This is a genomic window from Klebsiella sp. HMSC16C06 (genome assembly GCF_001808325.1).
Taxonomy (GTDB): Bacteria; Pseudomonadota; Gammaproteobacteria; order Enterobacterales; family Enterobacteriaceae; genus Klebsiella; species Klebsiella variicola.
On the sequence record NZ_KV792976.1, the window covers coordinates 81961 to 108254 of the forward strand.

28 protein-coding genes and 4 pseudogenes are annotated in these 26294 nt (G+C 52.2%); 13 read left to right on the top strand and 19 right to left on the bottom strand.

All coding sequences use genetic code 11. The annotated features are described in order from the left end of the window. Window positions 1-6 precede the first annotated feature (6 nt). Window positions 7-897 (bottom strand): LysR substrate-binding domain-containing protein, encoded by an 891-nt coding sequence (locus HMPREF3142_RS01235; protein WP_012968530.1) that lies wholly within the window; start codon window positions 895-897, stop codon window positions 7-9. 120 nt (window positions 898-1017) lie between these two features. Between HMPREF3142_RS01235 and HMPREF3142_RS01240 the strand changes: the two genes are divergently transcribed. Then, complete coding sequence (locus tag HMPREF3142_RS01240; protein ID WP_016160696.1) at window positions 1018-2520, top strand: UbiD family decarboxylase; 1503 nt, start codon at window positions 1018-1020, stop codon at window positions 2518-2520. Window positions 2521-2595: 75 nt separating this feature from the next. Here the strand turns inward: HMPREF3142_RS01240 and HMPREF3142_RS01245 are convergent, their stop codons facing one another. Both HMPREF3142_RS01245 and HMPREF3142_RS01250 read right to left on the bottom strand, forming a co-directional pair. After that, a complete protein-coding gene (locus HMPREF3142_RS01245) occupies window positions 2596-3006 on the bottom strand; it encodes a Spy/CpxP family protein refolding chaperone (RefSeq protein ID WP_016160695.1) in 411 nt (136 codons plus the stop codon). Between the two features lie 129 nt (window positions 3007-3135). After that, entirely contained in the window at window positions 3136-3822 is a 687-nt protein-coding gene (locus HMPREF3142_RS01250; protein ID WP_016160694.1) for a KPN_01159 family EAL domain c-di-GMP phosphodiesterase, read from the bottom strand. A gap of 467 nt (window positions 3823-4289) precedes the next feature. Between HMPREF3142_RS01250 and HMPREF3142_RS29225 the strand changes: the two genes are divergently transcribed. Then, window positions 4290-4478: a hypothetical protein gene (locus tag HMPREF3142_RS29225; protein ID WP_032691162.1), complete on the top strand. Its 189-nt coding sequence runs from the start codon at window positions 4290-4292 to the stop codon at window positions 4476-4478. On the opposite strand, the gene HMPREF3142_RS01255 is transcribed toward HMPREF3142_RS29225, so the two are convergent. Beyond that, the gene (locus HMPREF3142_RS01255) at window positions 4457-5089 is read right to left on the bottom strand and encodes an ECs1377 family protein (RefSeq protein WP_008807698.1); all 633 of its coding nucleotides are present in this window, start codon (window positions 5087-5089) and stop codon (window positions 4457-4459) included. The two genes, HMPREF3142_RS29225 and HMPREF3142_RS01255, sit on opposite strands and share 22 nt — an antisense overlap. 572 nt (window positions 5090-5661) lie before the next feature. Between HMPREF3142_RS01255 and HMPREF3142_RS01260 the strand changes: the two genes are divergently transcribed. Then, window positions 5662-5859, top strand: a complete 198-nt coding sequence (locus HMPREF3142_RS01260) for a hypothetical protein (protein WP_004140506.1) — start codon at window positions 5662-5664, stop codon at window positions 5857-5859. A 58-nt stretch (window positions 5860-5917) separates the two neighbouring features. On the opposite strand, the gene HMPREF3142_RS01265 is transcribed toward HMPREF3142_RS01260, so the two are convergent. Further along, the gene (locus HMPREF3142_RS01265) at window positions 5918-6712 is read right to left on the bottom strand and encodes an AraC family transcriptional regulator (RefSeq protein WP_012542139.1); all 795 of its coding nucleotides are present in this window, start codon (window positions 6710-6712) and stop codon (window positions 5918-5920) included. A 77-nt stretch (window positions 6713-6789) separates the two neighbouring features. On the opposite strand from HMPREF3142_RS01265, the gene HMPREF3142_RS01270 reads away from it, so the two are divergent. From HMPREF3142_RS01270 to HMPREF3142_RS01280, 3 genes are read left to right on the top strand one after another with little or no spacing between them, the layout of a single operon-like run. Next, a complete protein-coding gene (locus tag HMPREF3142_RS01270) occupies window positions 6790-8841 on the top strand; it encodes an FUSC family protein (protein WP_048267758.1) in 2052 nt (683 codons plus the stop codon). Then, window positions 8834-9046: a DUF1656 domain-containing protein gene (locus HMPREF3142_RS01275; protein WP_023322380.1), complete on the top strand. Its 213-nt coding sequence runs from the start codon at window positions 8834-8836 to the stop codon at window positions 9044-9046. Before HMPREF3142_RS01270 ends, HMPREF3142_RS01275 begins: the two co-directional genes overlap by 8 nt. After that, entirely contained in the window at window positions 9043-9963 is a 921-nt protein-coding gene (locus HMPREF3142_RS01280) for an efflux RND transporter periplasmic adaptor subunit (protein ID WP_032732787.1), read from the top strand. Before HMPREF3142_RS01275 ends, HMPREF3142_RS01280 begins: the two co-directional genes overlap by 4 nt. Here HMPREF3142_RS01280 and cydB read toward each other — a convergent pair. The 6 genes from cydB to HMPREF3142_RS01310 form a co-directional block, all read right to left on the bottom strand. Then, window positions 9957-10967, bottom strand: a complete 1011-nt coding sequence (cydB, locus tag HMPREF3142_RS01285; RefSeq protein WP_032732786.1) for a cytochrome d ubiquinol oxidase subunit II — start codon at window positions 10965-10967, stop codon at window positions 9957-9959. The two genes, HMPREF3142_RS01280 and cydB, sit on opposite strands and share 7 nt — an antisense overlap. Beyond that, window positions 10964-12370 (bottom strand): cytochrome ubiquinol oxidase subunit I, encoded by a 1407-nt coding sequence (locus HMPREF3142_RS01290; protein ID WP_012542145.1) that lies wholly within the window; start codon window positions 12368-12370, stop codon window positions 10964-10966. The genes cydB and HMPREF3142_RS01290 overlap by 4 nt, the downstream gene beginning before the upstream one ends. A 55-nt stretch (window positions 12371-12425) precedes the next feature. Next, complete coding sequence (locus HMPREF3142_RS01295) at window positions 12426-13313, bottom strand: manganese catalase family protein (protein ID WP_043875502.1); 888 nt, start codon at window positions 13311-13313, stop codon at window positions 12426-12428. Between the two features lie 16 nt (window positions 13314-13329). Next, complete coding sequence (locus tag HMPREF3142_RS01300; RefSeq protein WP_008807706.1) at window positions 13330-13836, bottom strand: ferritin-like domain-containing protein; 507 nt, start codon at window positions 13834-13836, stop codon at window positions 13330-13332. Window positions 13837-13862: 26 nt separating this feature from the next. Further along, window positions 13863-14357 carry a YciE/YciF ferroxidase family protein gene (locus HMPREF3142_RS01305; protein WP_008807707.1) on the bottom strand — a complete coding sequence of 165 codons (495 nt, stop codon included), beginning with the start codon at window positions 14355-14357 and terminating at the stop codon, window positions 13863-13865. A gap of 89 nt (window positions 14358-14446) precedes the next feature. After that, on the bottom strand, window positions 14447-14632 hold the full coding sequence (locus HMPREF3142_RS01310; protein WP_004150795.1) for a con-10 family general stress protein: 186 nt from the start codon (window positions 14630-14632) through the stop codon (window positions 14447-14449). A gap of 610 nt (window positions 14633-15242) precedes the next feature. Here HMPREF3142_RS01310 and HMPREF3142_RS01315 point away from each other — a divergent pair. The 5 genes and pseudogenes from HMPREF3142_RS01315 to HMPREF3142_RS01330 all read left to right on the top strand — a co-directional run bounded on the left by HMPREF3142_RS01315 (window position 15243) and on the right by HMPREF3142_RS01330 (window position 18295). Next, complete coding sequence (locus HMPREF3142_RS01315; protein ID WP_070611411.1) at window positions 15243-16436, top strand: zinc-dependent alcohol dehydrogenase; 1194 nt, start codon at window positions 15243-15245, stop codon at window positions 16434-16436. 107 nt (window positions 16437-16543) lie between these two features. Then, a pseudogene (locus HMPREF3142_RS27205) lies at window positions 16544-16675 on the top strand (DUF1272 domain-containing protein); the annotation flags it as partial. Between the two features lie 201 nt (window positions 16676-16876). Continuing rightward, the gene (locus HMPREF3142_RS01320; protein ID WP_012542151.1) at window positions 16877-17200 is read left to right on the top strand and encodes an antibiotic biosynthesis monooxygenase family protein; all 324 of its coding nucleotides are present in this window, start codon (window positions 16877-16879) and stop codon (window positions 17198-17200) included. Beyond that, window positions 17193-17585 (top strand): amino acid-binding protein, encoded by a 393-nt coding sequence (locus HMPREF3142_RS01325; RefSeq protein WP_032732783.1) that lies wholly within the window; start codon window positions 17193-17195, stop codon window positions 17583-17585. Before HMPREF3142_RS01320 ends, HMPREF3142_RS01325 begins: the two co-directional genes overlap by 8 nt. Further along, entirely contained in the window at window positions 17582-18295 is a 714-nt protein-coding gene (locus HMPREF3142_RS01330) for an ArsR/SmtB family transcription factor (protein WP_064171154.1), read from the top strand. Before HMPREF3142_RS01325 ends, HMPREF3142_RS01330 begins: the two co-directional genes overlap by 4 nt. 337 nt (window positions 18296-18632) lie before the next feature. On the opposite strand, the gene HMPREF3142_RS01335 is transcribed toward HMPREF3142_RS01330, so the two are convergent. The 8 genes and pseudogenes from HMPREF3142_RS01335 to HMPREF3142_RS30155 form a co-directional block, all read right to left on the bottom strand. After that, window positions 18633-19106 (bottom strand): hypothetical protein, encoded by a 474-nt coding sequence (locus HMPREF3142_RS01335; RefSeq protein WP_032730035.1) that lies wholly within the window; start codon window positions 19104-19106, stop codon window positions 18633-18635. Then, window positions 19103-19441, bottom strand: coding sequence for a hypothetical protein (locus HMPREF3142_RS01340; RefSeq protein WP_032732780.1), 339 nt, complete (start codon window positions 19439-19441; stop codon window positions 19103-19105). Before HMPREF3142_RS01340 ends, HMPREF3142_RS01335 begins: the two co-directional genes overlap by 4 nt. Before the next feature lie 398 nt (window positions 19442-19839). Then, window positions 19840-20007 (bottom strand): annotated as a pseudogene (locus HMPREF3142_RS27210) (isocitrate/isopropylmalate family dehydrogenase); the annotation flags it as partial. Window positions 20008-20324: 317 nt separating this feature from the next. Further along, window positions 20325-20648 (bottom strand): hypothetical protein, encoded by a 324-nt coding sequence (locus tag HMPREF3142_RS28865; RefSeq protein WP_123806412.1) that lies wholly within the window; start codon window positions 20646-20648, stop codon window positions 20325-20327. Between the two features lie 5 nt (window positions 20649-20653). Beyond that, complete coding sequence (locus HMPREF3142_RS01350; protein WP_021462616.1) at window positions 20654-21346, bottom strand: EAL domain-containing protein; 693 nt, start codon at window positions 21344-21346, stop codon at window positions 20654-20656. Window positions 21347-21701: 355 nt separating this feature from the next. Then, on the bottom strand, window positions 21702-22760 hold the full coding sequence (locus tag HMPREF3142_RS01355) for a sensor domain-containing diguanylate cyclase (protein WP_023322373.1): 1059 nt from the start codon (window positions 22758-22760) through the stop codon (window positions 21702-21704). Between the two features lie 422 nt (window positions 22761-23182). Then, window positions 23183-24592: a tail fiber domain-containing protein gene (locus HMPREF3142_RS01360; protein WP_023322372.1), complete on the bottom strand. Its 1410-nt coding sequence runs from the start codon at window positions 24590-24592 to the stop codon at window positions 23183-23185. Between the two features lie 62 nt (window positions 24593-24654). After that, window positions 24655-24843 (bottom strand): annotated as a pseudogene (locus HMPREF3142_RS30155) (hypothetical protein); the annotation flags it as partial. A 34-nt stretch (window positions 24844-24877) separates the two neighbouring features. Here HMPREF3142_RS30155 and HMPREF3142_RS01365 point away from each other — a divergent pair. Together HMPREF3142_RS01365 and HMPREF3142_RS01370 are read left to right on the top strand one after the other, a co-directional pair. Beyond that, window positions 24878-25123 (top strand): excisionase, encoded by a 246-nt coding sequence (locus HMPREF3142_RS01365; RefSeq protein ID WP_012542206.1) that lies wholly within the window; start codon window positions 24878-24880, stop codon window positions 25121-25123. Further along, window positions 25104-26231: pseudogene (locus tag HMPREF3142_RS01370) on the top strand (phage integrase Arm DNA-binding domain-containing protein). The gene HMPREF3142_RS01365 and the pseudogene HMPREF3142_RS01370 overlap by 20 nt, the downstream one beginning before the upstream one ends. Window positions 26232-26294: the final 63 nt, after the last annotated feature.

Genomic DNA, 26294 nt, shown 5'->3' on the forward strand with positions numbered 1-26294 from the left:
GCGGGATTATTGCTCAGCGGCATTAAGCAGCGAGATAACTTTCCGCACCACCGCCGAACGGAAATGGCGGTGGTAAACCATGCTCAGCTCACTCTCCGCCAGCCGATCCTGGAGATCGATATACACCACGTTATCAAGGCGTAAGGCCCGCGCCGAGACCGGCACCAGCGCCACCCCCACCCCGGCGGAGACCAGGCTAATCATCGAGGTGACATCGTTAATTCGCTGCACCACCTGCGGCGTAAAACCCGCGACGCGACAGGCGTCAATAAATACCTGCTCCAGTCCGGTGCCCTGCGGATCGTCAAGCGAGATCCAGTTGTCAGTGCGCAACGAGGCCAGATTGAGCGCCCCCACGCCTGCCAGCGGATGCTGTTGATAAAGCGCCAGGCAAAGTTTTTCCCGCACAAATGGCCTGACCACCAGCGCGTCCGGCGGTGAAGCCAGCGGCGCGCGGATGATGGCGATATCCAGACGCAGATCCAGCAGCGCTTCGTAGAGCATTTGCACATCCCCCTGCACCAGCGACAGCTCAATCCCCGGCCAGTCAGCGCGCAACTCGCGCAGGAGCCCCGGCAGTTTGCTGTCATACATCGCACTGGAGACATAGCCCAGATGCAATCGCCCCTGCTCGCCTCGCGCGGTGCGCTGGGCGTCCAGGACCGCCTGATCGGCCATCTCCAGCGCCAGCCGCGTCTTCTGCAAGAAGGCCTCGCCCGCGGCGGTGAGGGTCAGGCGCCGGTTAGCGCGGGAGAAGAGCACCACGCCCAGGCGCTGCTCGAGTTGTTTAATCTGCTGGCTGAGGGCGGGCTGGGCGATATGTAACCGCTCCGCCGCCCGATGCATATGTAATTCTTCAGCAACGACCACAAAATGGCGTAACGCTCGAAAAGACATGGCCGAACTCCGCAGAGTAAATTGATAATAAAAATCTTATCAATAACGCATGAATGATGCAATTGATAACCATTAGCCTGCGAAGCATACTATCCGCATCGACACGCTAAGGAGAACATCATGACCGCACCGATTCAGGATCTGCGCGACGCTATCGCGCTGCTACAACAGCATGACAATCAGTACCTCGAAACCGATCATCCGGTTGACCCTAACGCTGAGCTGGCCGGCGTCTATCGCCACATCGGCGCGGGCGGCACCGTGAAGCGCCCCACCCGCATCGGCCCGGCGATGATGTTTAACAATATTAAGGGCTATCCGCACTCGCGCATTCTGGTGGGCATGCACGCCAGCCGCCAGCGGGCCGCGCTGCTGCTGGGCTGCGAAGCCTCACAGCTGGCGCTGGAGGTAGGCAAAGCGGTGAAAAAACCGGTCGCGCCGGTGGTCGTTCCGGCCAGCAGCGCCCCCTGTCAGGAACAGGTCTTTCTGGCCGACGATCCGGATTTTGATTTGCGCACCCTGCTCCCGGCGCCCACCAACACCCCGATCGACGCCGGTCCCTTCTTCTGCCTGGGCCTGGCGCTGGCCAGCGATCCCGACGACGCCTCGCTCACCGACGTCACCATCCACCGCTTGTGCGTCCAGGGCCGGGATGAGCTGTCGATGTTTCTCGCCGCTGGCCGCCATATCGAAGTGTTTCGCCAGAAAGCCGAGGCCGCCGGCAAACCGCTGCCGATAACCATCAATATGGGACTCGATCCGGCTATCTATATCGGCGCCTGCTTTGAAGCGCCAACCACACCGTTTGGCTATAACGAACTGGGCGTCGCCGGTGCGCTGCGTCAGCGTCCGGTAGAGCTGGTACAGGGCGTCAGCGTCCCGGAGAAAGCCATCGCTCGCGCCGAGATCGTTATCGAAGGGGAACTGCTGCCGGGGGTACGCGTCAGAGAAGATCAGCATACCAACAGCGGCCACGCGATGCCGGAATTTCCTGGCTACTGCGGCGGCGCCAATCCGTCGCTGCCGGTGATAAAAGTCAAAGCGGTGACCATGCGAAACAATGCGATTCTGCAGACGCTGGTAGGGCCGGGCGAAGAGCATACCACCCTCGCCGGACTGCCAACGGAAGCCAGTATCTGGAATGCTGTCGAGGCTGCTATCCCGGGCTTTTTACAAAATGTCTACGCCCACACCGCGGGCGGCGGTAAATTCCTCGGGATCCTGCAGGTGAAAAAACGCCAACCCGCCGACGAAGGGCGTCAGGGGCAGGCCGCGCTGGTAGCGCTGGCGACCTATTCCGAGCTGAAAAATATCATTCTGGTCGATGAAGATGTGGATATCTTTGACAGCGACGATATCCTGTGGGCCATGACCACCCGTATGCAGGGGGATGTCAGCATCACGACAATCCCCGGCATCCGTGGTCACCAGCTGGATCCTTCCCAGACCCCGGCATACAGCCCATCGATCCGCGGAGAGGGTATCAGTTGCAAGACAATCTTCGATTGCACGGTGCCGTGGGCGCTGAAATCACACTTCGAGCGCGCACCGTTTGCCGATGTCGATCCGCGTCCGTTTGCGCCAGAGTATTTTGCCCGGCTGGAAAAAAACCACGGTCAGTAAAATCAGGTGGTAGCCGCCGGAGCACGGCGGCATCTTCCGGGCCAGCATCACCTGCAGCGGGTGGCTGACGCAGGGTTAGTTGATCGCGGCGGAGAGGTCTTTTTTCACCTGCTCACGCTGCTCGGGGGTCAACACCTGGCTCACGTCGAAGTAGTATTTCACACGATAATACCGCACCTGCTGGTCCAGCTGGCCAAAGGCGGCCAGCTGCTGTTTGACCTTAGCGTCATCCCATTTCCCGGAGTGAATAACGTCTGCCAGGGCACCATCCTGATAGCCGCTGATTTTAATCTGGCTTACATTGTTTTCGAATCCCTGACGCAGCGCCTGGATTTTGGCGACCTGCTCTTCACTCAGCTTCAGGTGCTGGACGACCGGATCCTGCGAGACAGACGGTACATCGGCGGAGGTCGACGCCTGGCTGGCTGCCGTAAAGCAGGTGGTCAGCGCAATGGCGAGCAGGGTGTTACGCAAGCGAGTATTCACAGTGAATGATCCTTCAAAAAAGAAAATGAGAGGCGATTATCACTGCGCTAATAAAGACTATCTGTAACAAAGGGTTAATTTAAAACTGGATAAAAAAAGGATGGTAAGAAACAGAAATCAGATCCCGGGTCAGCAGCACAGAAAGATATATTCATCCTTCCAGTAACGGCCCTGTCCAATGATATCCCCGGCGGCGCTGATTAACTGTTTTTGCTTTTCGGTTTCAATCCCCTCAACGATCACATGGCTGGTCAGGGTATGAATAGATTGCAACAGCCCGGGAAAAGCGGGGTCGTTTTCTTTATCCCAGAAGTAATCTTTATCCACTTTGACGCAATCGAAGCGGAAGCGCTCCAGCAGCGGGAAGGACGTCCGTCCGCGGCCAAAATCATCCAGCCAGACCGGGCAAAGCGCCGCCAGCGTGCTCAGCGCCGTCAGCTCACGTCCGGCGATAAACTCGTGAAAGTTCTCATTTATTTCCAGAGCAATGTGTTTACAGGAGCGCAGGAAATCACAGAGATAGCGATCCGTCAGAATAAAGTGGCTTAATAAATCATCAATATTCAGCGATATCGGTTTATTATCGACCCGGGCGAAATCAAATACAGAAAGTAACTCGATTTGCCGAATAAATAGAGCAAGCTTATCGCGTTCGGTAAGCGTGGAGAAAGAAAACGTCGACGCAGAGGTGGTATTTTGTGCGGGTGCTATAATATCTTTAGTAAGCAACTCCCACGAGTGGTAGCTGCCGTCATCGCTAATAGCGGGCTCCAGAACGAAGCGATAAGAGGTATTTTTCACGTTTTCTTCAACCATTTAAAAAATACCAAAAATAAGAAAGGGTTAAAGCATGTCATATATTTTCCGCCAACAAAAATAGTTTAAAGTGATCGATAATAATCATTCGATAGTTAAAAACTATCAAGATATAATTTATTGATCGGTAAATTGAATTAATATAAATTAGCCACTGCTGTAACTCCCTCTGAAAAGTCAATTAAAATATTGTTTCAAACCAGACAGTTACCAGAGTATTCTGCGTAAAGCCTGGTCGTCTCACGCTTTGTGCTGCCAGGTAAAAAAAGAGAGGGGTAATAAAAATGAAAAATACAAGCCGCCAGTTTTAGTCATATCATTATGCCGAATATGAATAACGCTGCGTCCTGAGGCGCCGCTTCGCCTGGCATGCCATGAGTCCTCAATAAAAAAGTGTGACTCAGTCGACAAAACGTCATACTTTCCCGCTATCCTGCAGCGAAGAAGAGTGAAGTGGATGACAGGCAGTGAAAAAAATAAACGTGATTCCGCTGGGGCTGATGCTATTCATGCTCATCGCCAGCGCATGGCTGGGCCCTGCGCCGCGGCACACCGGCAGCATGCAGTGCGTTTGGTTTGACGGGGCAATGGTGAGCTGCCTGCCGAAGCAACGACTGGGCGAAGGCTCGCCGCATCATTTACTGGTCAGACGATAAACCGGTACTCGCCGGGTGGTGTTGAACAGATTATCGCTGGCTTCCACCTCTTCCGTGACAATTCCCATGCCGGACCGGCGCAATTGCGCAATGTCCGCCGCCACCCGCTGACTGCCGAACCAGAACAGCGCATCAAGCGCGGTAACCGGCAAGCCGGCAAGTAACGCATGGCGAAGTCGCTCCCGGGCCGGCTTTATCTCGCGGGCAATCTGCTGGTACGGGGCTGCCGTCGGTCCCTGCGGATCGACGCGACGGATACGGTTTGACAGGTGGTAATGGAAGGACTCCGGAATCGGCTGTAAATCCTGCTTCAGACTGTAGACACAACCGTAACGTTTGCCGTTGAAAACGGCGGCTTTACGATTGAGCTGCAGCTGATCGCGCACGTCGGCGATCAGCTGCGGCGCGCGTACCAGCAGCAGGCGAAAAGGCAATTCGAAGCTGGTGACATAGTCGACATTCAATAGCGCAATGCGCAGACGCTCCTCAGCCCCGGCCTGCTGCTGACGACACTCCAGATAGACCTCACGCCACTGCGCTCTGAGCCGTGGCGACTCACCGGCTTCGGTAAACTGGTATTTTTCAATATCGTAATCAATTCTCCCGGCCACCGCGCATTCCTTTCTGAATCAGTCCGGCGTCATAATAACATCCTCTGGCGCAGTACCCTATGCCGAGCGTCCTCGCGCATCCCCTTCCCGGTTATTTACGATACAGATAACGGGTGATGACCACATCAAGGAGATACAGCAGGAAAATAACGCTGCTTAACCACAATAAACCTGCGAATAAATCAAGTAATTGCATCGTTGCTCCCTCACTGTTAGCCATCGCCGAATGACGCCCCTCACCATAAAGTAGTTAAGTTCTGCCTTAACAGCCACCAAATAAATTTATTTAGTCAAAAGAAAGCCCGGCGCTATTGTACGTTCATTTTACTGTCATCAAATTGTCATCATAAAATGTCTATCATCAACCCGCGCCGCAGGGTTGTCCCGCGCCTCATAGCATCCTGGGGAAACGCGCGGCCACAGGTTTAACAACATGGAATAATATCGCCCCACCGTATCATTAATGACATTGCATCATCTTATATCAGGCGCCACTGTCATCCTGCTGAATAATCCGGAAAACGCTTTAAACAATAAACGCCCTGCTGATTGGTTTACCATGGAGAAATAAGATGCCCAGCGAAAAAGCCCGCAGCCTTGACCATTTCTATGAATTACTGGCGACAGGACAGCACCCGAAAATTGAACTCGATTTTGATGTCGCCGCGGACGATTTTTTTAAAATCGCCACCGAGTTTGGCGATATTGGCGCGAGGATCACCCGGGTTAACGAACGATTTATTATTAAGATCAAGCCGCCGAAAGCGTAAGCACCCCCTGCCGCCTTGTTGGGTGCCACGCCAGCCGTCGCGGCCCGACAAGGTTTTCTTAACGAGCCGCGGTCTGACGCTCGGCAAAATAGTGCGCCGGTGTCGTCCCCATCGTTTTTTTGAACATGGTAATAAAGGCATTTACCGATTCATACCCCAGCTTAGCCGCCACGTTTTGTACCGAAACGCCGCTGGCCAGCTCCTGCAGGGCAATAATCAAATGCAGCTGCTGGCGCCAGCGCCCGAAGGTCAGGCCGGTCTCCCGCAGCATCACCCGTGCCAGCGAACGCTCACTCAGCGCCAGACGCTTCGCCCACACCGACAGGGTGCTGCGATCGTCAGGATGGCTGACCAGCCGGTCGGCCATCGCCCGAATTTTGGGATGTGCTGAGACGGGCAGATTCAGGCGCTGCGCCGGCATGGTCGCCAGTTCGTCAAGGGTCACTCGGGTGAGTCTCCCGGCATGGCTATCCGCCACATAATCCGCCCCCTCACGAGTGAGTCGCTCCACCAGCTCGTGGATCAGGGGAGAGAGCGCCAGGGTGCAGCAGCTGCCAGGCAGCGCGGCAGCGCCGGGTTCAATAAACAGATAATTGAGGCGCGCGTTCCAGGTGGCGGACACACTGTGCGGAATACCGCCCGGGATCCATACCGCGCAGCGAGGCGGCACAATCCACAGGTTATTTTCCGCCCGACAACTCACTGCACCATACAGCACAATAATCAACTGCCCTTTGCGATGGGTATGCACCGGCACTTCCGCTTCATACTCGACAAAATCAAGATGACAGGCGACGGCCGGGCAGGACGCGGCGTCCGGATCGTACAGCGTATTGGCAAAAGGTGATGGCATACGATTGGCCAGATTCAGGTATTTTTTGACAGAATAGAGTATTTCGCCGCAAGCGCAAGCCAGCCATAATCCGCGGCATGAACATCAACCACTTTCGCCAGTCCTCCTGGCTGCGTGCCGCAGGCGCCGTCGCGCGCCCTTTCATGCCGCAATCGACTTCAGCCGTCCTGCGCAGTGATGCCCAGGCAATACTCTTTTCCGCAAAGAGTTTCGCCGCGGCGATGCTGGCGTACTATCTTGCGCTATCCATCGGTCTGCAAAGGCCTTCGTGGGCCATCATCACTGTCTATATCGTGTCGCAGACCTCGGTGGGCGCATCGCTAAGCCGCAGCGTCTATCGCCTGGTCGGGACCCTCGTCGGCGCGGCGGCCACCGTCTTCATCGTGCCCACCTTCGTTAACCAGCCGATCCTGTGTAGTGCCATGCTGGCCCTGTGGATCGCGGGTTGCCTGTGTCTGTCGCTGCTTGAGCGCACGCCGCGCGGATACGCTTTTTTGCTGGCGGGCTACACCGCGAGCCTGATTGGTTTCCCCGCCGTCTCCGTGCCCGGGACCATCTTTGACCTCGCGGTCACTCGGGTGGAAGAGATCGCCATCGGTATCTTGTGCGCCGGATTGATTCACCGCTTCGTGCTGCCGGTGCGCATCGCCGGGCGGTTTAACAGCACGCTGGCACAGACGCTGGCAACCGCCCGGCAGCGGATCGCCGATACGCTGGCCGGTAAGCCGGTGGCGGCGGAAACCCTGCGGCTGGCGCTGAGCCTGCAGTTTTTGCAGGGCATCAACCACCATCTTCCCTGGGATGACGGTCTCTCTGTTCCCCACCGCGAGGTCAGAAAAGCGATCCACGACCGGCTGGCACGACTGTTGATCGTCAATGGCGAATTGTATGACCGTTTACAGAGGTGCGGGCAGCCACCTGACGACCTGCAGACGCTGCTAACGGAGGCAGAGGTCTGGCTGAGAGGTCCGGAAGCCCACAGAACGGCGCTCTCCGCCGACGGGCTACTCTCCCGCTGCGAGCAGCTCATCAACCGGTGCGCCCCTGCGCAGACGCTGAACGAGGCGCTGCGCGTTAGCCTGGTGCGCCACCTGGCGGAAGCCATCCGTCTCCTGCAGCAGAGCGAACGGCTGGCGAAGGCGATTTATCACCGCCGATCGCCAACCCTGCCCCCTGACGCCCGCTCGGCAAAGGGCTATGTTTTCCATCGCGATCCGCTCAGCGCCCTGCGGACCGCCTTCGGCGCCTTCGTCATCATCCTCAGCGGCTGCCTGATCTGGATAGGCTCCGCCTGGCCCGATGGCGGCACTGCGGTCTCGATCCTCGGCGTCTGCTGTAGCCTGTTCGCCAGCTTCGATGCGCCGGCGGCGCATCTGGTGAAATACCTGATCGGCTGCGTGTGGGGCGTGCTGTTCAGCCTGCTGTATAGCTTCGCCCTGCTGCCGCAGGTGAGCGAATTTGCCCTGCTGGCGGCGATGCTCGCCCCGGTCTATCTGCTGGCCGGTTCACTGCAGGCGCGGCCGCCGACCACCTTTATGGCGATGGGCATCACCCTGACGCTGCCGATATTGTGCGAACTGGGCCCCAGTTATCAGGGGGATTTCGCGACGGCGATGAATACGTCTATCGCGCTGTTTGTCGCCATCGGCTATGCCGCGTTTGGTATGCGCCTGCTGCAAACCGTGCAGGCCGATGCCGCTGTCCATCGTCTGCTGACGCTGTGCCGTCGCGATATCCGCCGCGCCGCGCGGGGCCGACTGGCGCAGAATGCCCACCGCTGGACCAACCTGATGATCGACCGGACCGCTTTACTGCTGCCGCGGCTACCGCAGAGCGGGCCAACCGCAGGTCAACTGCTGGACAAGATGCTGCACGATATTCGTACCGGCCTGGCGGTGATCCACCTGCGCCGTAGCTATCAGCCGATGGATCGAGAAGCGGCTACCGCTGTGCAGACGCTGCTTGACGCCCTTAGACAGGAGCCGGACATAGAGGCCCTCGCGCAGCCTGTTGACGCGCTGTTAGCCCACGGTTTACCGGCTGATGCCGCCTCACATGAGCGCGCGGAAGCGCTCATTTCCCTGTATTGCGCCTTACACCGGCCTGAGGAGAGCCAAAACCATGCGTGATCTCGCGATGGGCGGGGTATTTTTCCCCGGCCTGCTGGTTGTCGGCCTTGTCGCCCTGCTCGCGACGCTGCTGCTGCAACCGCTTATTTTCTCCGTCCGGGGCCTGGGCCGCTTGCCCTGCCGCCCGCTGTGGGGGCTTTCCCTCTATATCGCACTCTTTTTTCTGCTTATGCAGGAAGTTAACATGCTGGGGTTTGCCGTATGACAGTCTATCTCACTCTTCTGGGCCGCTACGCCCTGACCTTAGGCGCCGTTGCCGCCGCCGCGCTACTGGCTTTCATTCTCTGGAAACAGGAGGCGCAAACGCCCTGGACCCGCGATGGTCGGATGCGGGCCGACGTGGTGCAGATCGCTCCCGATGTCTCGGGGCCGGTGGCCAGCGTGGCGGTGAAAGACAACCAGTGGGTCAATCGGGGAGATGTGCTCTATTCCATCGATCCGCGCTGGCTGAAGCTGGCGGTCAGTAGCGCCCAGGCGGAGGTGGAAGCCCGACGCCAGGAGATGGCGATGCGCCAGGATGCCGCCAGACGACGGGCGCAGATCCAGGGCGTCATCTCCAGCGAAGATCTGAAACAGACCAATAGTGCGGCCAGCGTCGCGGCCGCTAACTACCAGGGCGCGATGGCGGCACTGGCGCTGGCGCAACTGAATTTAGCGCATGCCACCGTGCGGACGCCGGTGGCCGGGTACGTCACCCATCTGCGGCTACGCCCGGGCGACTATGCCACCGCCGGGGTGACGAAAGTGGCCATTATCGATGGCCAGCGTTTCTGGGTGGTGGGGTATTTTGAAGAGACCCGTCTGCGCCACATCCACGTTGGCGATACCGCACATATCACGCTGATGGGGTATGATCCGGTCATTACCGGCCATGTGGAGAGTATCGGACACGGGATCGGCGATACCAATGATGAGACCGGCGCCCTGGGCCTGCCGGAGGTCGAGCCGACCTTCAGCTGGGTGCGGCTGGCGCAGCGTGTGCCAGTGCGCATCCATATCGATACCCTGCCCGAGGGGGTGGAACGGGTCGCCGGTTTGTCCGCGGCTATCTCGGTCATTCCCGCGCGGTTGGCGCGACGCGCCGGCAAATCCTCACCTGCCGGCGCGAATCAGGCTCAGTGATAGCCTTCGCTGCCGGAGACTTTGCCGCGAAAGACGTAATAGCTCCAGGCGGTATACATCAGGATCACCGGGATAATGAGCAGCGCCCCCGGCAGCATAAACACCTGGCTGGAGGGCGGCGCGGCGGCATCCCACAGGGAGATATTCGGTGGGATAATGTTCGGCCAGACGCTGATCCCCAACCCGCTGAAGCCGAGGAAAATCAGGCCCAGCGTCAGGATAAATGGGCGGGCGTGGCTGGCGGGGCGCGCGCTCAGGCGCCAGATCCACAGGCCCAGCGCCAACACCAGAATCGGTACCGGCAGGAACCAGAAGAAATTGGGCAGCGTGAACCAACGCTCCGCCACGTAGCGCCAGCCCAACGGCGTCCAGACGCTGACCACCGCGATCACCACCATCAGCGCCAGTAGCACCTTGCGGGTCAGCTCGCGCATCCGCTGCTGCAGCGCGCCTTCGCTTTTCATGATCAACCACGTGGTGCCGAGCAGCAGATAGGCCACCACCAGCCCCAGGCCGCAGAACAGGTTAAAGGGGGTAAGCCAGTCCAGCGTCGAACCGGCGAAGCGGCGGTCAGCCACCGCAAAGCCGTTGATAAACGCGCCGACGACAATCCCCTGGCTGAAGGTCGCCAGCAGCGAGCCGCCGGCGAAGGCATAGTCCCAGAAGGTACGATGCGAGGGAACCGCTTTAAAACGAAATTCAAACGCCACGCCGCGAAAAATCAGACCGATGAGCATCGCCGTCAGCGGGATGACCAGCGCATCGGTGATCACCGCATAGGCCAGCGGAAAGGCGCCGAACAGCCCTGCCCCGCCGAGTACCAGCCAGGTTTCATTTCCATCCCAGACGGGCGCCACGCTGTTGACCATCACATCGCGCTCTTCGCCATCATGCACCACGCTGAACAGCATCCCAATACCTAAATCGAAACCATCCATCACGATATACATCAGCGTGGCGAAGACGATGATGACAAACCAAATCACCGAGATATCGATGCTCATGATGCGTTCTCCTCATCACGCACCGGCTCTGCCGCCGAGAGCGGACGCGCCGGGGTGCCTGCGGTTTGCGAGGTCAGCTCCGTCACCGGTTGCGGCCCTTTTTTAATCAGCCGGAAAATGTAGTAATACCCCACGCCAAATACCGCGCAGTAGACCACGATAAACACCAGCAGACTGATGGCCATCTGCAGCGTGCTGTGCAACGACACCGCATCCCGGGTGCGCAGCAAGCCGTAGATCACCCACGGCTGGCGGCCCATCTCGGTGGTCACCCACCCGGCGACCAGGGCAATAAGGCCGGCAGGCCCCATGCAGAGCGCAAACCACTGAAAGGGACGCGAGTGATACAGTCGCCGCCGATAGCGCAGCCAGGCGCTGCAGATCCCTAAGGCGATCATCAACACGCCCATCCCAACCATGATGCGAAACGACCAGAAAACGGCGGGTGAATAGGGTCGGTCCTCTTTCGGGAAGTCTTTCAGCGCCGGCACCTGCTTATGCAGACTGTGAGTGAGGATCAGGCTGCCGAGAGCGGGGATCTCGAGGCCATAGCGGGTGCGCTCCTGTTCCATATCCGGCAGGCCAAACAGCAGCAGCGGCGTGGCCTCGCCGGGTCGGTTTTCCCAATGCCCTTCGATGGCGGCGATCTTCGCTGGCTGATGCTCAAGGGTGTTAAGACCATGCATATCCCCCACCACCGCCTGGATTGGCGCCACCAGCAGCGCCATCCACATCGCCATCGACAGCATTTTGCGGATGGCCGGCGAGTCGTTGCCGCGCAGAAGATGCCACGCGGCAGAGGCCCCGACGAACATGGCGCTGCTGAGAAACGCGGCTATCGCCATATGAAACAAACGATACGGGAACGAGGGGTTAAAGATAATCGCCAGCCAGTCCTGCGGAATGAGATGACCATTTTCGATGGTAAAACCCTGCGGCGTCTGCATCCAGCTGTTGGAGGCGAGGATCCAGAAAGTGGAGACCAGGGTGCCAAGCGCCACCATGCAGGTAGTAAAAAAATGCAGCGCCGGCGGCACCTTATTCCAGCCAAATAGCATCACCCCGAGGAATCCCGCTTCGAGGAAAAAGGCAGTCAGCACTTCGTACAGCAGCAGCGGGCCGGTTATGCTGCCAGCAAACTGGGAAAATCCGCTCCAGTTGGTGCCGAACTGATAGGACATCACTAATCCGGAGACCACGCCCATCCCAAAATTGACGGCGAAAATTTTCAGCCAGAAATTGTAGAGTGAGCGCCAGACGTTATCCCGGGTTCGCAGCCACATCCCCTCAAGCACCACAAGGTAGCTGGCAAGGCCGATGGTGATGGCCGGAAAGAGGATATGGAAGGAAACGGTAAAGGCGAATTGCAATCGGGCCAGATGAAACGCGTCGAATTCAAACATATTCCACACCCATCATTGTGAATCGCCCCGGCCGCAGCCGGGGCTCATGCGAACATCACTTAGCCGATGAGGAAGTGTTTTGCTTACCGGCGCCGAGTTCGGCGCCGGTCAAAGGATCGCCCTGCGGGTCAGACTGCGTTCGCTTCAGCATCGCTTTGCACAGCGCTTCCTGCTCTGGCGTCAGGCCGACAGTAGCGCCGCCATCTCCGCCATCCACGGCCGGCTGCGGATCCTTGACATAATCGAAGTGTTTGTCACTGTTCCAGCTGCCGCGTACTTCTCCACCTTCAGACATATTGTAGTAGGTGTTAGCGTACTCGCTAATGGGCGGCAGTTTGCCCGGAGGATAGTTGTTGCGAATCGACTGCAGCGCCTTCTCAAAAGAGAGCTGATGCGCCGCTTCGCGGGTCATCAGGAACGCCAGCGCGTCTTTCACGCCGGGATCGTCGGTCACGTTGATCAGGCGTTCATAGACGATCTTCGCCCTCGCCTCCGCCGCGACATTCGACCGCAGGTCGGCGGTGGGTTCGCCGATAGTATCAATGTAGGCCGCCGTCCACGGCACGCCCGCCGAGTTGGTCAGCGGGGGACCGCCGCCGTACAGCAGCGAGGTAATATGGCTGTCATTGCCGTTGGCAGTGAGTGAACGATAAAGTTCCGCCTCGCTCTCGGTGCCCTCCGCCAGGGCTCCTTTGGCGCCTTTATTCAGCATGCCGACCAGGGTGCCAATGATCTCCAGATGGCTCAGCTCCTCTGTCGCGATATCCATTAGCATATCTTTGCGGCCAGGATCGTCATCGCTTAATCCCTGGGTGAAATAACGACACGCGGCGGCCAACTCGCCCTGAGGACCGCCAAACTGTTCGAGCAGTAAATTCGCGAGCCCCGGATTGGGTTCAGCAACGCGCACGGTATACTGCAGTTGTTTCACATGACGAAACATAGGCCTGCCTCCTGGGTTATTTTTTCGCTTCTACGCCGTCAGCATCTGAACGCAGGAGAAACTGCTCCGTGGTCTGAGGAATATGTTTGATCAGCCAGTCGGCCATTTCCCGCTCTTCCGCCAGGATAGCCTCAATAGCCGGGATGGAGGCGGTGTCGCCCGCTTTTTCAGCCGCCGCCAGCAGAGAGGTGTAGCAGGCGATCTCAAATTGCTCGAAGACGTACCCGCTGATCGAGCCTTTGACGATTTCATCGGAAGGAAACATTCCGCCGATGGACTGGCCGAGAGCCGCCATTTTACTCATCGAATCTTTAATCACCGAGCGCGAAATGTCGTTGCGGTCGAGGATCTCTTCCAGCACGGTAATTTGCCGTTTGGTCTCATTAATATGCTGTTCAATTCTGGCACGGAGATCCGGATAATTATCGATACGGCCAGCCATCGATTCGAGCATGGATTCTGCCTGCTTTTCCATGGCATGCGCATCGCGTAGCCAGTCATGATAATGTTCAACGTGATTCATGGTCATTTCCTCGTGTCAGAGCGCGTTTATTTTTCCGCTTTTTTATTAATGTTACCTACCGCCAAATCGGTTAATTTAACGTCGGTTTGCTTTTCTTCTTCCAGCGTTTCGGCCAGCAATTTGACCGCTTTTTTATAGCCCAGCTGTTCTGCCAGGGTGACCAGGGTGCCGTAACTGGCAATTTCGTAATGCTCGACCTTTTGCGCAGCGGCAATTAGCGCAGCATCTCGTACCTCATTTTTTTCCGTGCTCTCAACGACTTCATTGGCCTCTTCGATTAATCCTTCCATGGCCACGCATTTCATGCGTTTGATTTTCAGGCCGGATTCCTGCTCAATAATCTGGTCAATACGTTCAATCTGGCCCTGGGTTTCTTCGAGATGAGCATTGAACGCCGCGCTGAGTTTTTCACTGGACGCCGCTCTGGCCAGTTTAGCCAGCCCGCGGGTTAATTGTTTCTCTGCGCTGTAGGTATCTGAGAGCAGGTGAATAAATACATCTTCAATGCTTTTCATATTCATAGAAATACCTTCTGGAGTCAGAAAATAACTGCGAGTCTATACAGACTCGCAGGAGATACTTTCACTTCAGGGTGCAAGGAAAAAGATAATCAGGAATTATCGGACTTGCGGCCACCGCCGTGGCTGTTTTGTCCGCCTTTTTTACCCGCTTCGGACGCACGCTGCGGATCATTTTTAAAGTTCCCGCCGCTGTGCTGACCACCTTTACGACCTGCTTCAGAAGCTTTTTCACGGTCTTCAGCAAAATTACCGGAACCACCACGATGCTCTGCCATATTTCACCTCATGTATATCGGTTATGTCAGTACGATACGAAAATATTCCGTATCACTCGTCGTTCGATATTTAACTCTAGCGGGTAATGCTGGTTAGTCAAATTATTATTCCGTTTTCCCGACGTCTTTCAGCAGTAATTCGGAATAATTCTACAACACACATTAAAAATAACCAGACGGCACATCACCGCTAACTTACTGTGTGCGGGGAAATAATACCTGCAGACCTCGTATTATCGATACAATCGGAGTACTCCTGTTGAGGTATATAACGAAGCGGCGCGGCGAGGCTTCGTCGGCATGAAATTCAGAACTTTTCTAAAGATAACCAATAAAAAAAGCCGCTGGGGGAGCGGCTATCAAATAAAAAAATGGAGCGAATATCATGCCTGATTAAGGCTAGCCTTCTTCATCCGAATATGCAAATAACCCAACAAACCAAACGTGAAATAAGCGAAACGTAAAACACACCCAACAACTGAAATATCACGCAGTTCCATTACTTGTACTCTACGCTTTATTTTTACGGTGGTTTATCGGTGGCCATCGCGTCAGGTCAATATGCCTTTGCGCCTGATGCGGTCAGCCGTTCTCTCCAGGAGAATATGCAATGAAAGCACTCACTTATCATGGTCCCCATCATGTCAGCGTCGACACCATGCCCGACCCGGCCCTTGAGGCGCCGGACGATATTATACTGCACGTCACCGCGACGGCGATTTGCGGTTCCGATCTCCATCTTTACCGCGGAAAGATCCCCGGCACGCACCACGGCGATATTTTCGGCCATGAATTTATGGGGGAAGTGGTGGAAGCGGGTTCCGAGGTCACCGCGGTCCGCAAAGGCGACCGGGTGGTTATCCCGTTTGTGATCGCCTGCGGAGACTGCTTCTTTTGTCGCCTGCAGCAGTATGCCGCCTGCGAAAGCACCAATAGCGGCCAGGGGGCGACACTCAACCGAAAAGGCATTTCGCCACCGGCGGCCCTGTTTGGCTATAGCGATTTGTACGGCGGCATCCCGGGCGGCCAGGCAGAATATGTACGGGTCCCCAAAGCCAATACCGGTCCATTTAAAGTGCCTGACACCTTACCCGATGAAAAGGTGCTGTTTCTGTCAGATATTCTGCCCACCGCCTGGCAGGCAGTAAAAAACGCCGAGGTCAAACCCGGCAGCAGCGTGGCTATTTTTGGCGCCGGCCCGGTAGGGCTGCTGTGCGCCTCCTGCGCCAGGCTCAATGGCGCAGAGCAGATATTTATCATCGATCATAACGATTACCGACTCGATTTCGCGCAGCAACGCTATGGCGCGATCCCGATAAACTTCGACACCCATGACGACCCGGCGCAGTGGATTATCGATAACACGCCGGGACATCGCGGCGTCGACGCGGTGATTGACGCCGTGGGCTTCGAGGCGAAAGGCAGCCTCACGGAAACCGTCCTCAGCAACCTGAAAATCGAGGGCAGCAGCGGAAAAGCCCTGCGTCAGTGCATCGCCGCCGTGCGCCGCGGCGGTATCGTCAGCGTGCCCGGGGTTTACGCCGGTTTCATTCATGGGTTTATGTTTGGTGATGCCTTTGATAAGGGACTGACCTTCAGGATGGGGCAAACCCACGTCCATGCCTGGCTGCCGGACCTGCTGGCGCTAATTGAGCAAGGGCTGCTCACCCCGGAGGAGATCGTCACTCACCATATGCCGCTGGAGGAGGCCGCGCGCGGCTATCAGATCTTTGAGAAACGCGAAGAGGCATGCCGCAAAGTCATCCTTGTGCCGGGGATGCAGCCCGGGAAGGCAACGCTTTGAGGCGGAAGTTAATCCGCCCTTCTCGGCAGCCAGTCCGGGCCGTGATATAAAAACAGCATGCGTTGACCCGCCGTCGCTGATACAGCCGTTAACCACAGGAGAAGTTAATGCTCGAGTTACGCCCGAATTGCGAATGCTGTGATAAAGATCTGCCGCCAGACTCACCCGAGGCGTTTATCTGCTCGTTCGAGTGTACTTTTTGCCGGGACTGCATGACGGCGCGGCTGCACGGCTATTGCTCTGGCCTGTTCAAACCATAAGGCCGCAAGTCGCACCAGGGCATCAAACGCTTTCTTTTTTTGCCGTTCACAAGCGCGAAAATATACTGGCAAACTGCCATTACCATCGCTTATCTGCCTACAGGCATACTTCGCTGCCCACCGAAGCATCCTGCTCGGGCCGTCAGTAGACTGCGGGGACATTCACCACGGAGCACACTGATGATTGCGGTACTTTTTGAAGCCGACGCCTTACCAGAAGCACAGGAAAGATATTTACAGCTGGCGGCCGGGCTGACGCCTTTGCTTTCAGACACGCCGGGGTTTATTGCCATTGAGCGCTTTCAGAGCCTGAGTACGCCCGGCAAAATCCTCTCGCTATCCTGGTGGGAAGATGAAGCATCGGTGGCCAACTGGCAGCAAAATGAGCGGCATCTGGCTGCCCAGCGCGAAGGCAAAGCATCGATTTTTTCATACTACAGAATACGCGTTGCCCGCGTGTTCCGGGATTACGCATCGGATCGGGGAGCACAGCCAGATGTATGACATCCACGTGATTCTCAGCAACACGCCGGGCTCGCTTGGCGCAATGGGTATGGCGCTGGGTAACAACGGCGTGGGGCTCGAAGGCGGCGGCGTATTCACCACGCCTGAGGCCGGACATGCGCATTTTCTGGTGGAAGACGGTGAGAAAGCCCGCAGGGTACTGACCGAGGCCGGCTTTGCCGTCAGCAGTGTATGCCGTCCTCTGATCAGAAAGTTACCTCAGGAACGACCAGGGGAACTGGGCGACATCGCAGACACCCTTGCCCGCAATGGCATTAATATTCTGGTACAGTACAGCGACCACCGTAACCGGCTCATTCTCATTACCGATGATGACACCCGGGCTGCGGAAGTGACCAAAAAATGGGCCATACTTTCTGAATGAATCTCCTGAAAACGCAGCAAGACAGTGAGCCAGAGGAGGCGCTGGAAACCGCTATGGCGATGGTGGCCTCCGCCCTCTCTGACCCGTCAAGGGTCAGTATTCTATGCGCGCTAATGGATGGGCGCGCATGGACGGCAACCGAACTCAGTACGGTTGCCGAGGTGTCTGCCTCCACCACCAGCGGACATCTTGCCCGACTGCTCAGCAACGGGCTGGTGGTGTGTCTCGCGCAGGGGCGTCACCGCTATTACCGCCTGGCGGGCGCGCATATCGCCGCGCTGCTGGAAAACCTGATGGGCGTCTCTATGCAGGCGCATAAGACGCTTCTCCCCAGCACGCCGGTTAACCTTCGTTACGCACGCACCTGCTACGACCATTTGGCGGGCGAGCTGGCGGTGAACATTTATGAGTTTATGCTGCGGGAAAAATGGCTGGCGGCCGATGGCCTGGCCCTGACATCAGCCGGTAAAGCCCAGCTTGAACGCCTTGGCGCAGTACTGAACACCCGCCCGCGACGTAAGCCTTGCTGTCCCTGTCTTGACTGGAGTGAAAGACGTTTTCATCTGGGCGGTGACGCCGGATCGGCGCTGATGGCACTGTTTGAGCAGAAAGGATGGATAACCTGCACGCCGGGATATCGGGAAGTGCAAGTGACGGATAGCGGCAGAGCGGCGTTGTCCCGGCTGTTTAATCTGAAAGTGAGCGGATAGCGTATTGCTTTTCAGTCACCCATTTGGCGCCTTAACGTTCGGCGCGGTTTTAACCTGCATTTTCTCCCCGAACTCCCCCTCTAACTTTGGTGCATCTGTTTGCATGTCCGCATAAATTCCGCACCTCTATGTCGGGGAACGTGTGACGGGGGATTAAGGGCACCATGTGAGGATAAGCTAATCTGTGCTCATTCCTAACCAGAAACAAATAATATGTTTCACTACCTCTTCTATAATAAATTTAAAATCAATAAGTTAAACCTGTTCAGTAAGATTAATTTTTTATATTTCAATCTAAAAACAATAACTTGCCAAATCCCGACTCTTGTCGAAACTGTCAGCGATGATAGGTTTCCCATTCCCGGTAAACCGATATAATTGACTGATATTTAGATGTGTCAGCAGGACTGAAGAAAAACTGCAACTCCTTATCTTCGTACAACTCTCTGATTGGAACGTGATAAGTTTTCTTAAACGTTTCCTTGTTTAGTTTTCCTTCACGATAACTCATACAGGCTTGATCATATGCATTGAGCCAAGTTTCTTGTGCTGAATTATAATTTTTGCTGATGATTGGATAGTTGACAGCAGAGCTATCAGCTTCTGCGTATTTCATCAATGCCTCGCGCAGCTGTACTGTTGCAGTAGCAATACTATTTGTAATCTGACTTTCGAGAGCAGCTTCCTGTAACTTCAGCGCTCTTTTGGAAATAACGTTTGCATTGCGATATTGAAGTGCTGAATAGATAGAAGCCACCAAAGCTATACATGACAGCGTTAGCGTTACAATATTTAATTGTTCTTGATTCATGGTTTCGGTCCTTTTGCTACCATTCTCATCATTGCTAGTATTTCATCATTGCTAATGGATGAGCCTGATTTAGCTAACGCCTCATAATCCTCCCTACCACTGTAGTGTTCAAGGGCGATAACATCATCGTCATACCCCAGGTCCGTCAGGGCCTTTTTTAGCTCTTCGAGCATACGAACCCGTTGATGCTCAGTAAGAGGGTTTCCATCTACTGTTAAAGTCTGAATTTCCATCCAGATTTTATTCAATTCTATCACTCGCATATCTCCATCTTTACATTTAGATATGCGAGCAGCATATATTTCTGCTAATTCCTTATAAGTTTGGACTGCCATAGTATCTCTCCTTGATGTATGAATTAGAGTTTGTATAGATAAAGTAAGACTTCTTCATTGTATTGAAGAAAATTAGAAGAACAAGATTTTTAGGGAATTTTACCTATACAACGCATTCTTTTTCGCTATCAATCTCTTTTTAAAGAAAAAGAGATTCTATATATACACTTCTGGTAATGGCAAACTGCCAAGATATTTCCTAACCTGATATCTTTCTGAGTTCATAACCCGGTCATGGCAAATACTTAAGTTAGAAAGGCAGCATTGAACTGGTTGATGTCGTGCAGCAGGATATCTGTCACTACACGATCCGATGAGCACCTGGGGGAATCATTGACTGAAAATCAAAAAAAACGGGAGCCCATCGACTCCCGCTTTTACTTAATCCACCAACGGGATTACATGTTCGCGATGATAGCGTCGCCAAACTCTGAACATTTCAGCAGCTTAGCGCCTTCCATCAGACGTTCGAAGTCATAGGTCACGGTCTTGGCGGCGATAGCGCCTTCCATGCCTTTGACGATCAGGTCTGCGGCTTCGAACCACTGCATGTGGCGCAGCAGTAGTTAACTAACAACATCATTACTTATTGATTTAAAAAGAAAAATAGGTGTTTTTGATATGTGGTTAATGTTTTTAGCCTAAGCCCTAACCTATTGAAATTCATTAGTATATTTTCAGTTTTGATAACTGGCTTTGAGTTTTTCAGCTCATCTGGAGGGTGAATTATTAGCCAATAATACTCACTCCCTGTGAGTCGGGTTAAATATTTCGGATGTTCTAATTCATGCTTTGAAAGCATTATAAAAATACTATAAAAAAGCCTCGAAATTCGAGGCTTTCATTGAAAGCACCATCACTATAATATTATTTTAATAATTATCTACCATGTGATTATTGCTCTTTTCCAAACCATCTTCCCTTTTTTCTCTTCTTTTAAATACAGAATCTTTTTCATAATAAAATAAAAAACAAGAGAAAACGCAATTATAGCAATATATGCACCGATACCGAAAGATACCAGAAACACAACTAAGATTCCAAAGAGCGCAACCAGTAAAGACGTGCCGATAGATACCAAATTAATTCTTGTGCGAGCGTCTCTTGATACATATCCTTTAATCTGAAATGCATGGCAACTTTGGCAGTGGTCCTCAGCAATTAAATATGCACCACAAAATGGACATTTTTTATCTTTTGTTATCATTTATTTTAAATCTCGACATAATAGTAATCGCTCATCCACAACCTTCCCTGGCAAGCGCAATCAACAACAGAATGTACTTTATTTTTTTGTTCTATTGTCTCAACTCCCTCAACAATTACGAAATTGCAGTATGATTTTACTTCATTTAATATCTTAAATAATTTACTCTCATACTGTATTTCCCAGAAATAATCTTTATCGATTTTTATACATTCAAAATTAAACATCTGAATAATTGTAATACTTGTTAAACCCCTCCCAAAATCATCCAGCCATACTGGACACAATTTCGAAAGACACTTTAAGTCAATCATACAGCATTTAGTATTAAATTCATGAAACTCTTCGTTAATCTCAAAGGCAATGTTTTTTTGTTTTTTTAAGTAATCGCTAATATATTTATCATTCAAGATATAATCGCTAATTAGGCTGTCAACATTCAACGAAACTGGCTTTAACTTCAATTTAGAAGCATCAATTTCTTCAATTGTCAATATCTGTTTATTAAACAAATCGATTTTTTCTTTGTCACTTAGTGTGCTGAAACAAAAAGCACTTTCATTAGCAAGGTAACCATTAGCATTCTTTTTTTTAACATTTTTCGTGAGAATTTCCCAAGAATGTACAGAACCATCTTTTTTGTAAGATGGTTCTAAAACAAATCTACAGGATTCTATTTCCACACTGTTCTTTATCATTAAAAAAACACCGGAACTAAGAATAATCCTAATCGTGTCATAATTAAATATGAAAGAGAAATAGTTTAAAATGATCGATAACGATCTAATGATAGGCAAAAACTATCATACTTTGAGTATCGATCGATCATTCAAATCAAATGAAAAGGAAGGTTAAAAAAGAAACATGATTTCAATATTAAAGCTATTTGGATCAGATAGTTGCATTACGCGAATGACTTGGGTGGCAGATGTCCAATGTAAGTTGAAAGGCGCTTATGGTTTCGAAGAGATTTATCCTTGTTATAATTGTGGATAATAAACGTTCTTAAACATATATATGTATAAAATCATGAGAAAAGAAATCATATCTTCTTCAATTATTTGGCATGCAATATCCATTCTTTCCGTTACGTTTAACTTCATATAGCATTTCATCAGCCTCTTTGATCCACTCGATGATTGATTCTTTATTTTCTGCACAAGAAATACCGATACTGACAGTACAGTACATATCTTTGTGGGAAGGCAATGAAAGATCTTTAATATTTTTTTGAATTAAATGAACCATAGCTATAACAAGCTTGTTATTACTGTTGTTAACAATAATAGCCAACTCATCGCCACCAATCCTTGCTGGCACGTCCTTCACACCAGCGCACTCTCGTAATATTGTTGATATACGAGATAACACCGCATCGCCTACTTCATGACCATAGGTATCATTAATTTTTTTAAAATTATCAACATCAATGAGCATAAGATATGAATGAATTCTTTTTTTACGCGTCGCACGAAAAGCACTTTCCATTTTCTGCTCAAAAAAACGGCGATTTGGAAGATCTAGACCAGGATCCATCAGGGCCTGCTTTTCCAGTAACTCCCTTCTTTTCCTCAACTTTATAGATAAATGTCTTGAAACTACACTCAATACAATGGGATAGCAGGTTGCCAAGGGTAAAGAAAGCAATACCGTTCGGGTACTGAATTCAATCGTATATCTGAAATCATTTGCTAACCAAACTGTCAGGAAACTAATCATCATACACGTTAATGCTGGTTTTAAAATTTTCCATCCACCAGCAGCATAGCGATCAGCTATTTGAACTGAAATTATGAATAATGATGGAATTGGACTAACTTGCATTACGGCTATCCAGATACCAGCCCAGAATGAATCAAGTATCATATTCTTTTTTTCAGTACCCAGCATATCCTTCGACATCATGCTTGCCAGATAAGCAACCGATGGCCAGATGAGTGCATTAAGAATTAACAAGGCTATTGTTATTTTTTGATGTGACTGCTCCTGGAGGACAGAGTATATAGGGAGAAAGCAAAGAACGACACCTATCTGACGTAAAAAATATACTCGTTTAATAAACGATGAATTTCTATCAGAAATGTATTTTTCATCCGGGAAATTTGTTAACATAGAAAGCCTATTAAAAATCGCTAAGAACCGATATCACTACAACCCACTAAATAACAAGATAAAACCGCCCTGCATTACAAATTTATAACATGGGTGTAAAAATTACAAGATTGCACCTCAATTAATTATAAACGTGTCAATAATAATATTTAGCATCCATTACCCTGAATCTATCTTTATGATTTCTATCTGATGGAAAGTAATACTTTAGTTTTAAATCCTTAAACATGAAAACCCAACAGGATTTAGCACTATTGCATTATTAATTTTGGTAGGTTATTAAAAAACGACACAACATCTGACCAGTAGAAGTTTACTTGAACTTACTTATCGTTTACTTCAAATTATTCTGTGATGTACACAGCAATTAATGTCGTTTCAGTTGCCCCCGGCAAGTGCCTCCGGGGGATTTTTTATGCTCCTCAACTTTCTAGGGCGTCAACTCGCCTAAGCAAATCCTGTACCACGGTCACCAAATCGGCGATGATTGCCGTGTAATCCACATTCATCACTCTGAATTTTTCGCCATCAATCTCCTGCTCGATGCCGAGGAAAGTATACAGATCGTCAGCTTTTTCAGCCTGCTGGGCGATAAATCCACGCCTCCGGCGCGTTTCACCCTTCATGTTGAACTCGCATACCCCCAGCGCGTTAATGCGCCTGGAGGCACCTTCCCGAGATTCCGTAAAATCCTCTTTAAGCCGCACGTCTGAGCCGGTGGTCAGGACGTCCCCTTTGCCAGTGGAAATGGTGCCGCCAGCACGGAAGATCCATGCATCAGTTCGGCCATAATCATCGAGATAGACAACCGCCCTGTGCTCCGAACCCACAGACTCCTCAACATAATAGTTTGCTACCGCACCACGGGCATCGCCAAAGCCGCCACGCCCTTGAATCATCGACTGGAACGGTGCGCCGGTGATCAGTTGTCCATTCGCTGGATTGCTCGGGGCAACGCTTCTCGCCATGAGTGCTCCCCAGGCGTATAGATGCTTTTTACACATAAAGGCCCCTTCGAGAGTCAGCTCACCTGCTACGTTCTCGATAAGCCGTGTTGTGTAATCGGCGGTACTATCGTTGAAATGAAAGTCGATGTATGGCGTACTCATCGATAGCTCAATGGCCTGCGCAAAATATTTCCCCGCGCTGATGTTGCCCGGAACAGCCATATTGCCGGCGCTATCGACCCCCATAATCTCCGTCTGGGTATCTTCAGGGCTGATGGTCGCCTTATTTCCTTTCACCACGCTGAAGCGCGTTCCGCTGCCCACCATCAGCTTCCCGTAGGTGCCTGATTTTTTGACCAGTCCAATATCGTTGTTCCTGCCAAGAATAAAACCGGCATTATCGCTGGTTATAACCTGCGAGCCGTCGAGGTCGTTTCCTCCAGTGAGTTTTGCCAGTGCGTTAAGATCCGATGCCTTCGCCATCCCGGCTATCGCCGGTACGGTCACCTGCTTTCCGGTGATCGGGTCAGTCAGGGTGATATCGCCGCTGCCGGTCAGGGCCATCGACCAGCCCTCCACCACACTACGCCAGAATGCAAATGCGCTGGCCAGCTGGTTAGCAAACGACGAGGTGCTGGCGGTTTCAGCGGTAATAATGCCGTAACAGGCACCGGAAAATGCGGTGGTGATATTCCGGGTCAGCGTCAGTTGCGTGTCGCTGTCCACAGATTTGATCGCATACAGGTCAGCACTACCGCTGCGGTAGACCACCAGAATCGACCCGGGCAGTATCCCCAGCGCCTCCTGTGACCATTTTGTTGTCGCACCTGTCACCCGTGCCTGCGACGCTGCACCCGTGACGGTGCCGACTTCATACATAGCCATAATAAAGTTCCTCCTGGATGGTTTTCCCTGGAAAAAGAAAAGGCCCCTAGCGGGGCCATGATTTAAGCAGATGATGCAGCTCTAATTACGTTGTTATTGCGCGCGGCGAAGGCGTCGAATCTTGAGAGGATGGTTAATACCATCTGTCCGTTACGGCCTAGGTAACAGCCATATCGCAGAACAGCGTCGCCAGTACCGGCAGGGACGACAAATGACATGTTGTCTACGTTCATTGACTCTTGCGCGGTTACTGGCCCAGCAATGGGCCATAATGAGGTAAAACACATGCTTCAGATGTTAACCCTTGAAGAGTGGGCAAACGAGAAATATAGAAGCAATCCTCCAAGCGTTTCCACTCTCAGGAATTATGCTAAACAGAATATGTTTTCTCCCCCAGCCAAAAAAGAAGGTCGATTCTGGCGCGTCAGGGAGGATGCTGAGTTGGTCGGTACATTGACCACTCCTGTAGTAAAGAAAAGCGACCCTGTTCTTTTGCAGAGGATTTTGAACGATGGCTGCCAGACCACTTAAAAATAATATATCTATTCCAAATTTATACCCGCTCTACAGTAGAAAGGTTAATAAAGTATACTGGCGTTATAAGCACCCGATAACTGGTAAGTTTCATAGTCTAGGAACAGATGAAGCAGAGGCCACGGCAATAGCTATTGAAGCAAATAAAAGACTGGCGGAACAACAAACCCGCCAGATAATGGCAATCACTGACAGAATTTCCACCAGCTCAGGAAAATCAATATCAACTAACACCTGGCTTGAACGTTACTGGAAGATTCAGCAGGAAAGATTAAAGTCCGGAGATATTAAAGAAAACACTATCAAACAAAAAGCAAAACCAGTATCTCTGCTTAAGGAGCGGGTAGGAATGAAATTAATATCCGCTGTCAATGTTCGAGATGTTGCGCAAATTCTTGATGAATATTTAGCGGAGGGATAACCCAGAATGGCTCAGGTCATTCGCTCTGTCCTAATAGATGTTTTTAAAGAAGCTCAGCATGCGGGAGAAGTACCTCCTGGTTATAACCCTGCACTAGCAACTAAACAACCTCGTAGAAAGATCACTCGCCAGCGCCTCACTCTTGAGGAATGGCAAAAGATTTTTGATATAGCCGATGAAAATCACAAATACATGGGGAACGCCATGCTTTTAGCCATAGTAACAGGACAGCGACTAGGTGATATATCCCGTATGAAATTCTCGGACATCTGGGACGATCATCTACACGTTGAGCAAGAGAAAACCGGAAGCAAAATCGCTATACCATTAGCTCTGCGTTGCAACGCAATCAACTGGAGCCTCCGAGATGTAATCAGTCGTTGCCGGGATTATGCAGTAAGCCCTTATTTGGTTCATTTCTTTAGAACCACCTCACAGGCTGAGCGAGGAGCACAGGTGAAACCCAGAACACTGACCATGAATTTCAGCAAGGCAAGAGGCAGTGCAGATATTGACTGGGGACAAGGTACCCCGGCAACTTTCCATGAACAAAGATCGCTTTCCGAGCGGTTATATAAAGCCCAGGGTATAAACACGAAAGATTTACTTGGACATAAAACTCAACAACAAACGGATAGGTACCATGATGATCGAGGGAAGGGGTGGACAACGGTGGCCTTATGAGGTTTTTCGGGAGGGGTTTTGATAACTTGTTTTGATAAAATTTTGATAACCGTTCGAAAACTA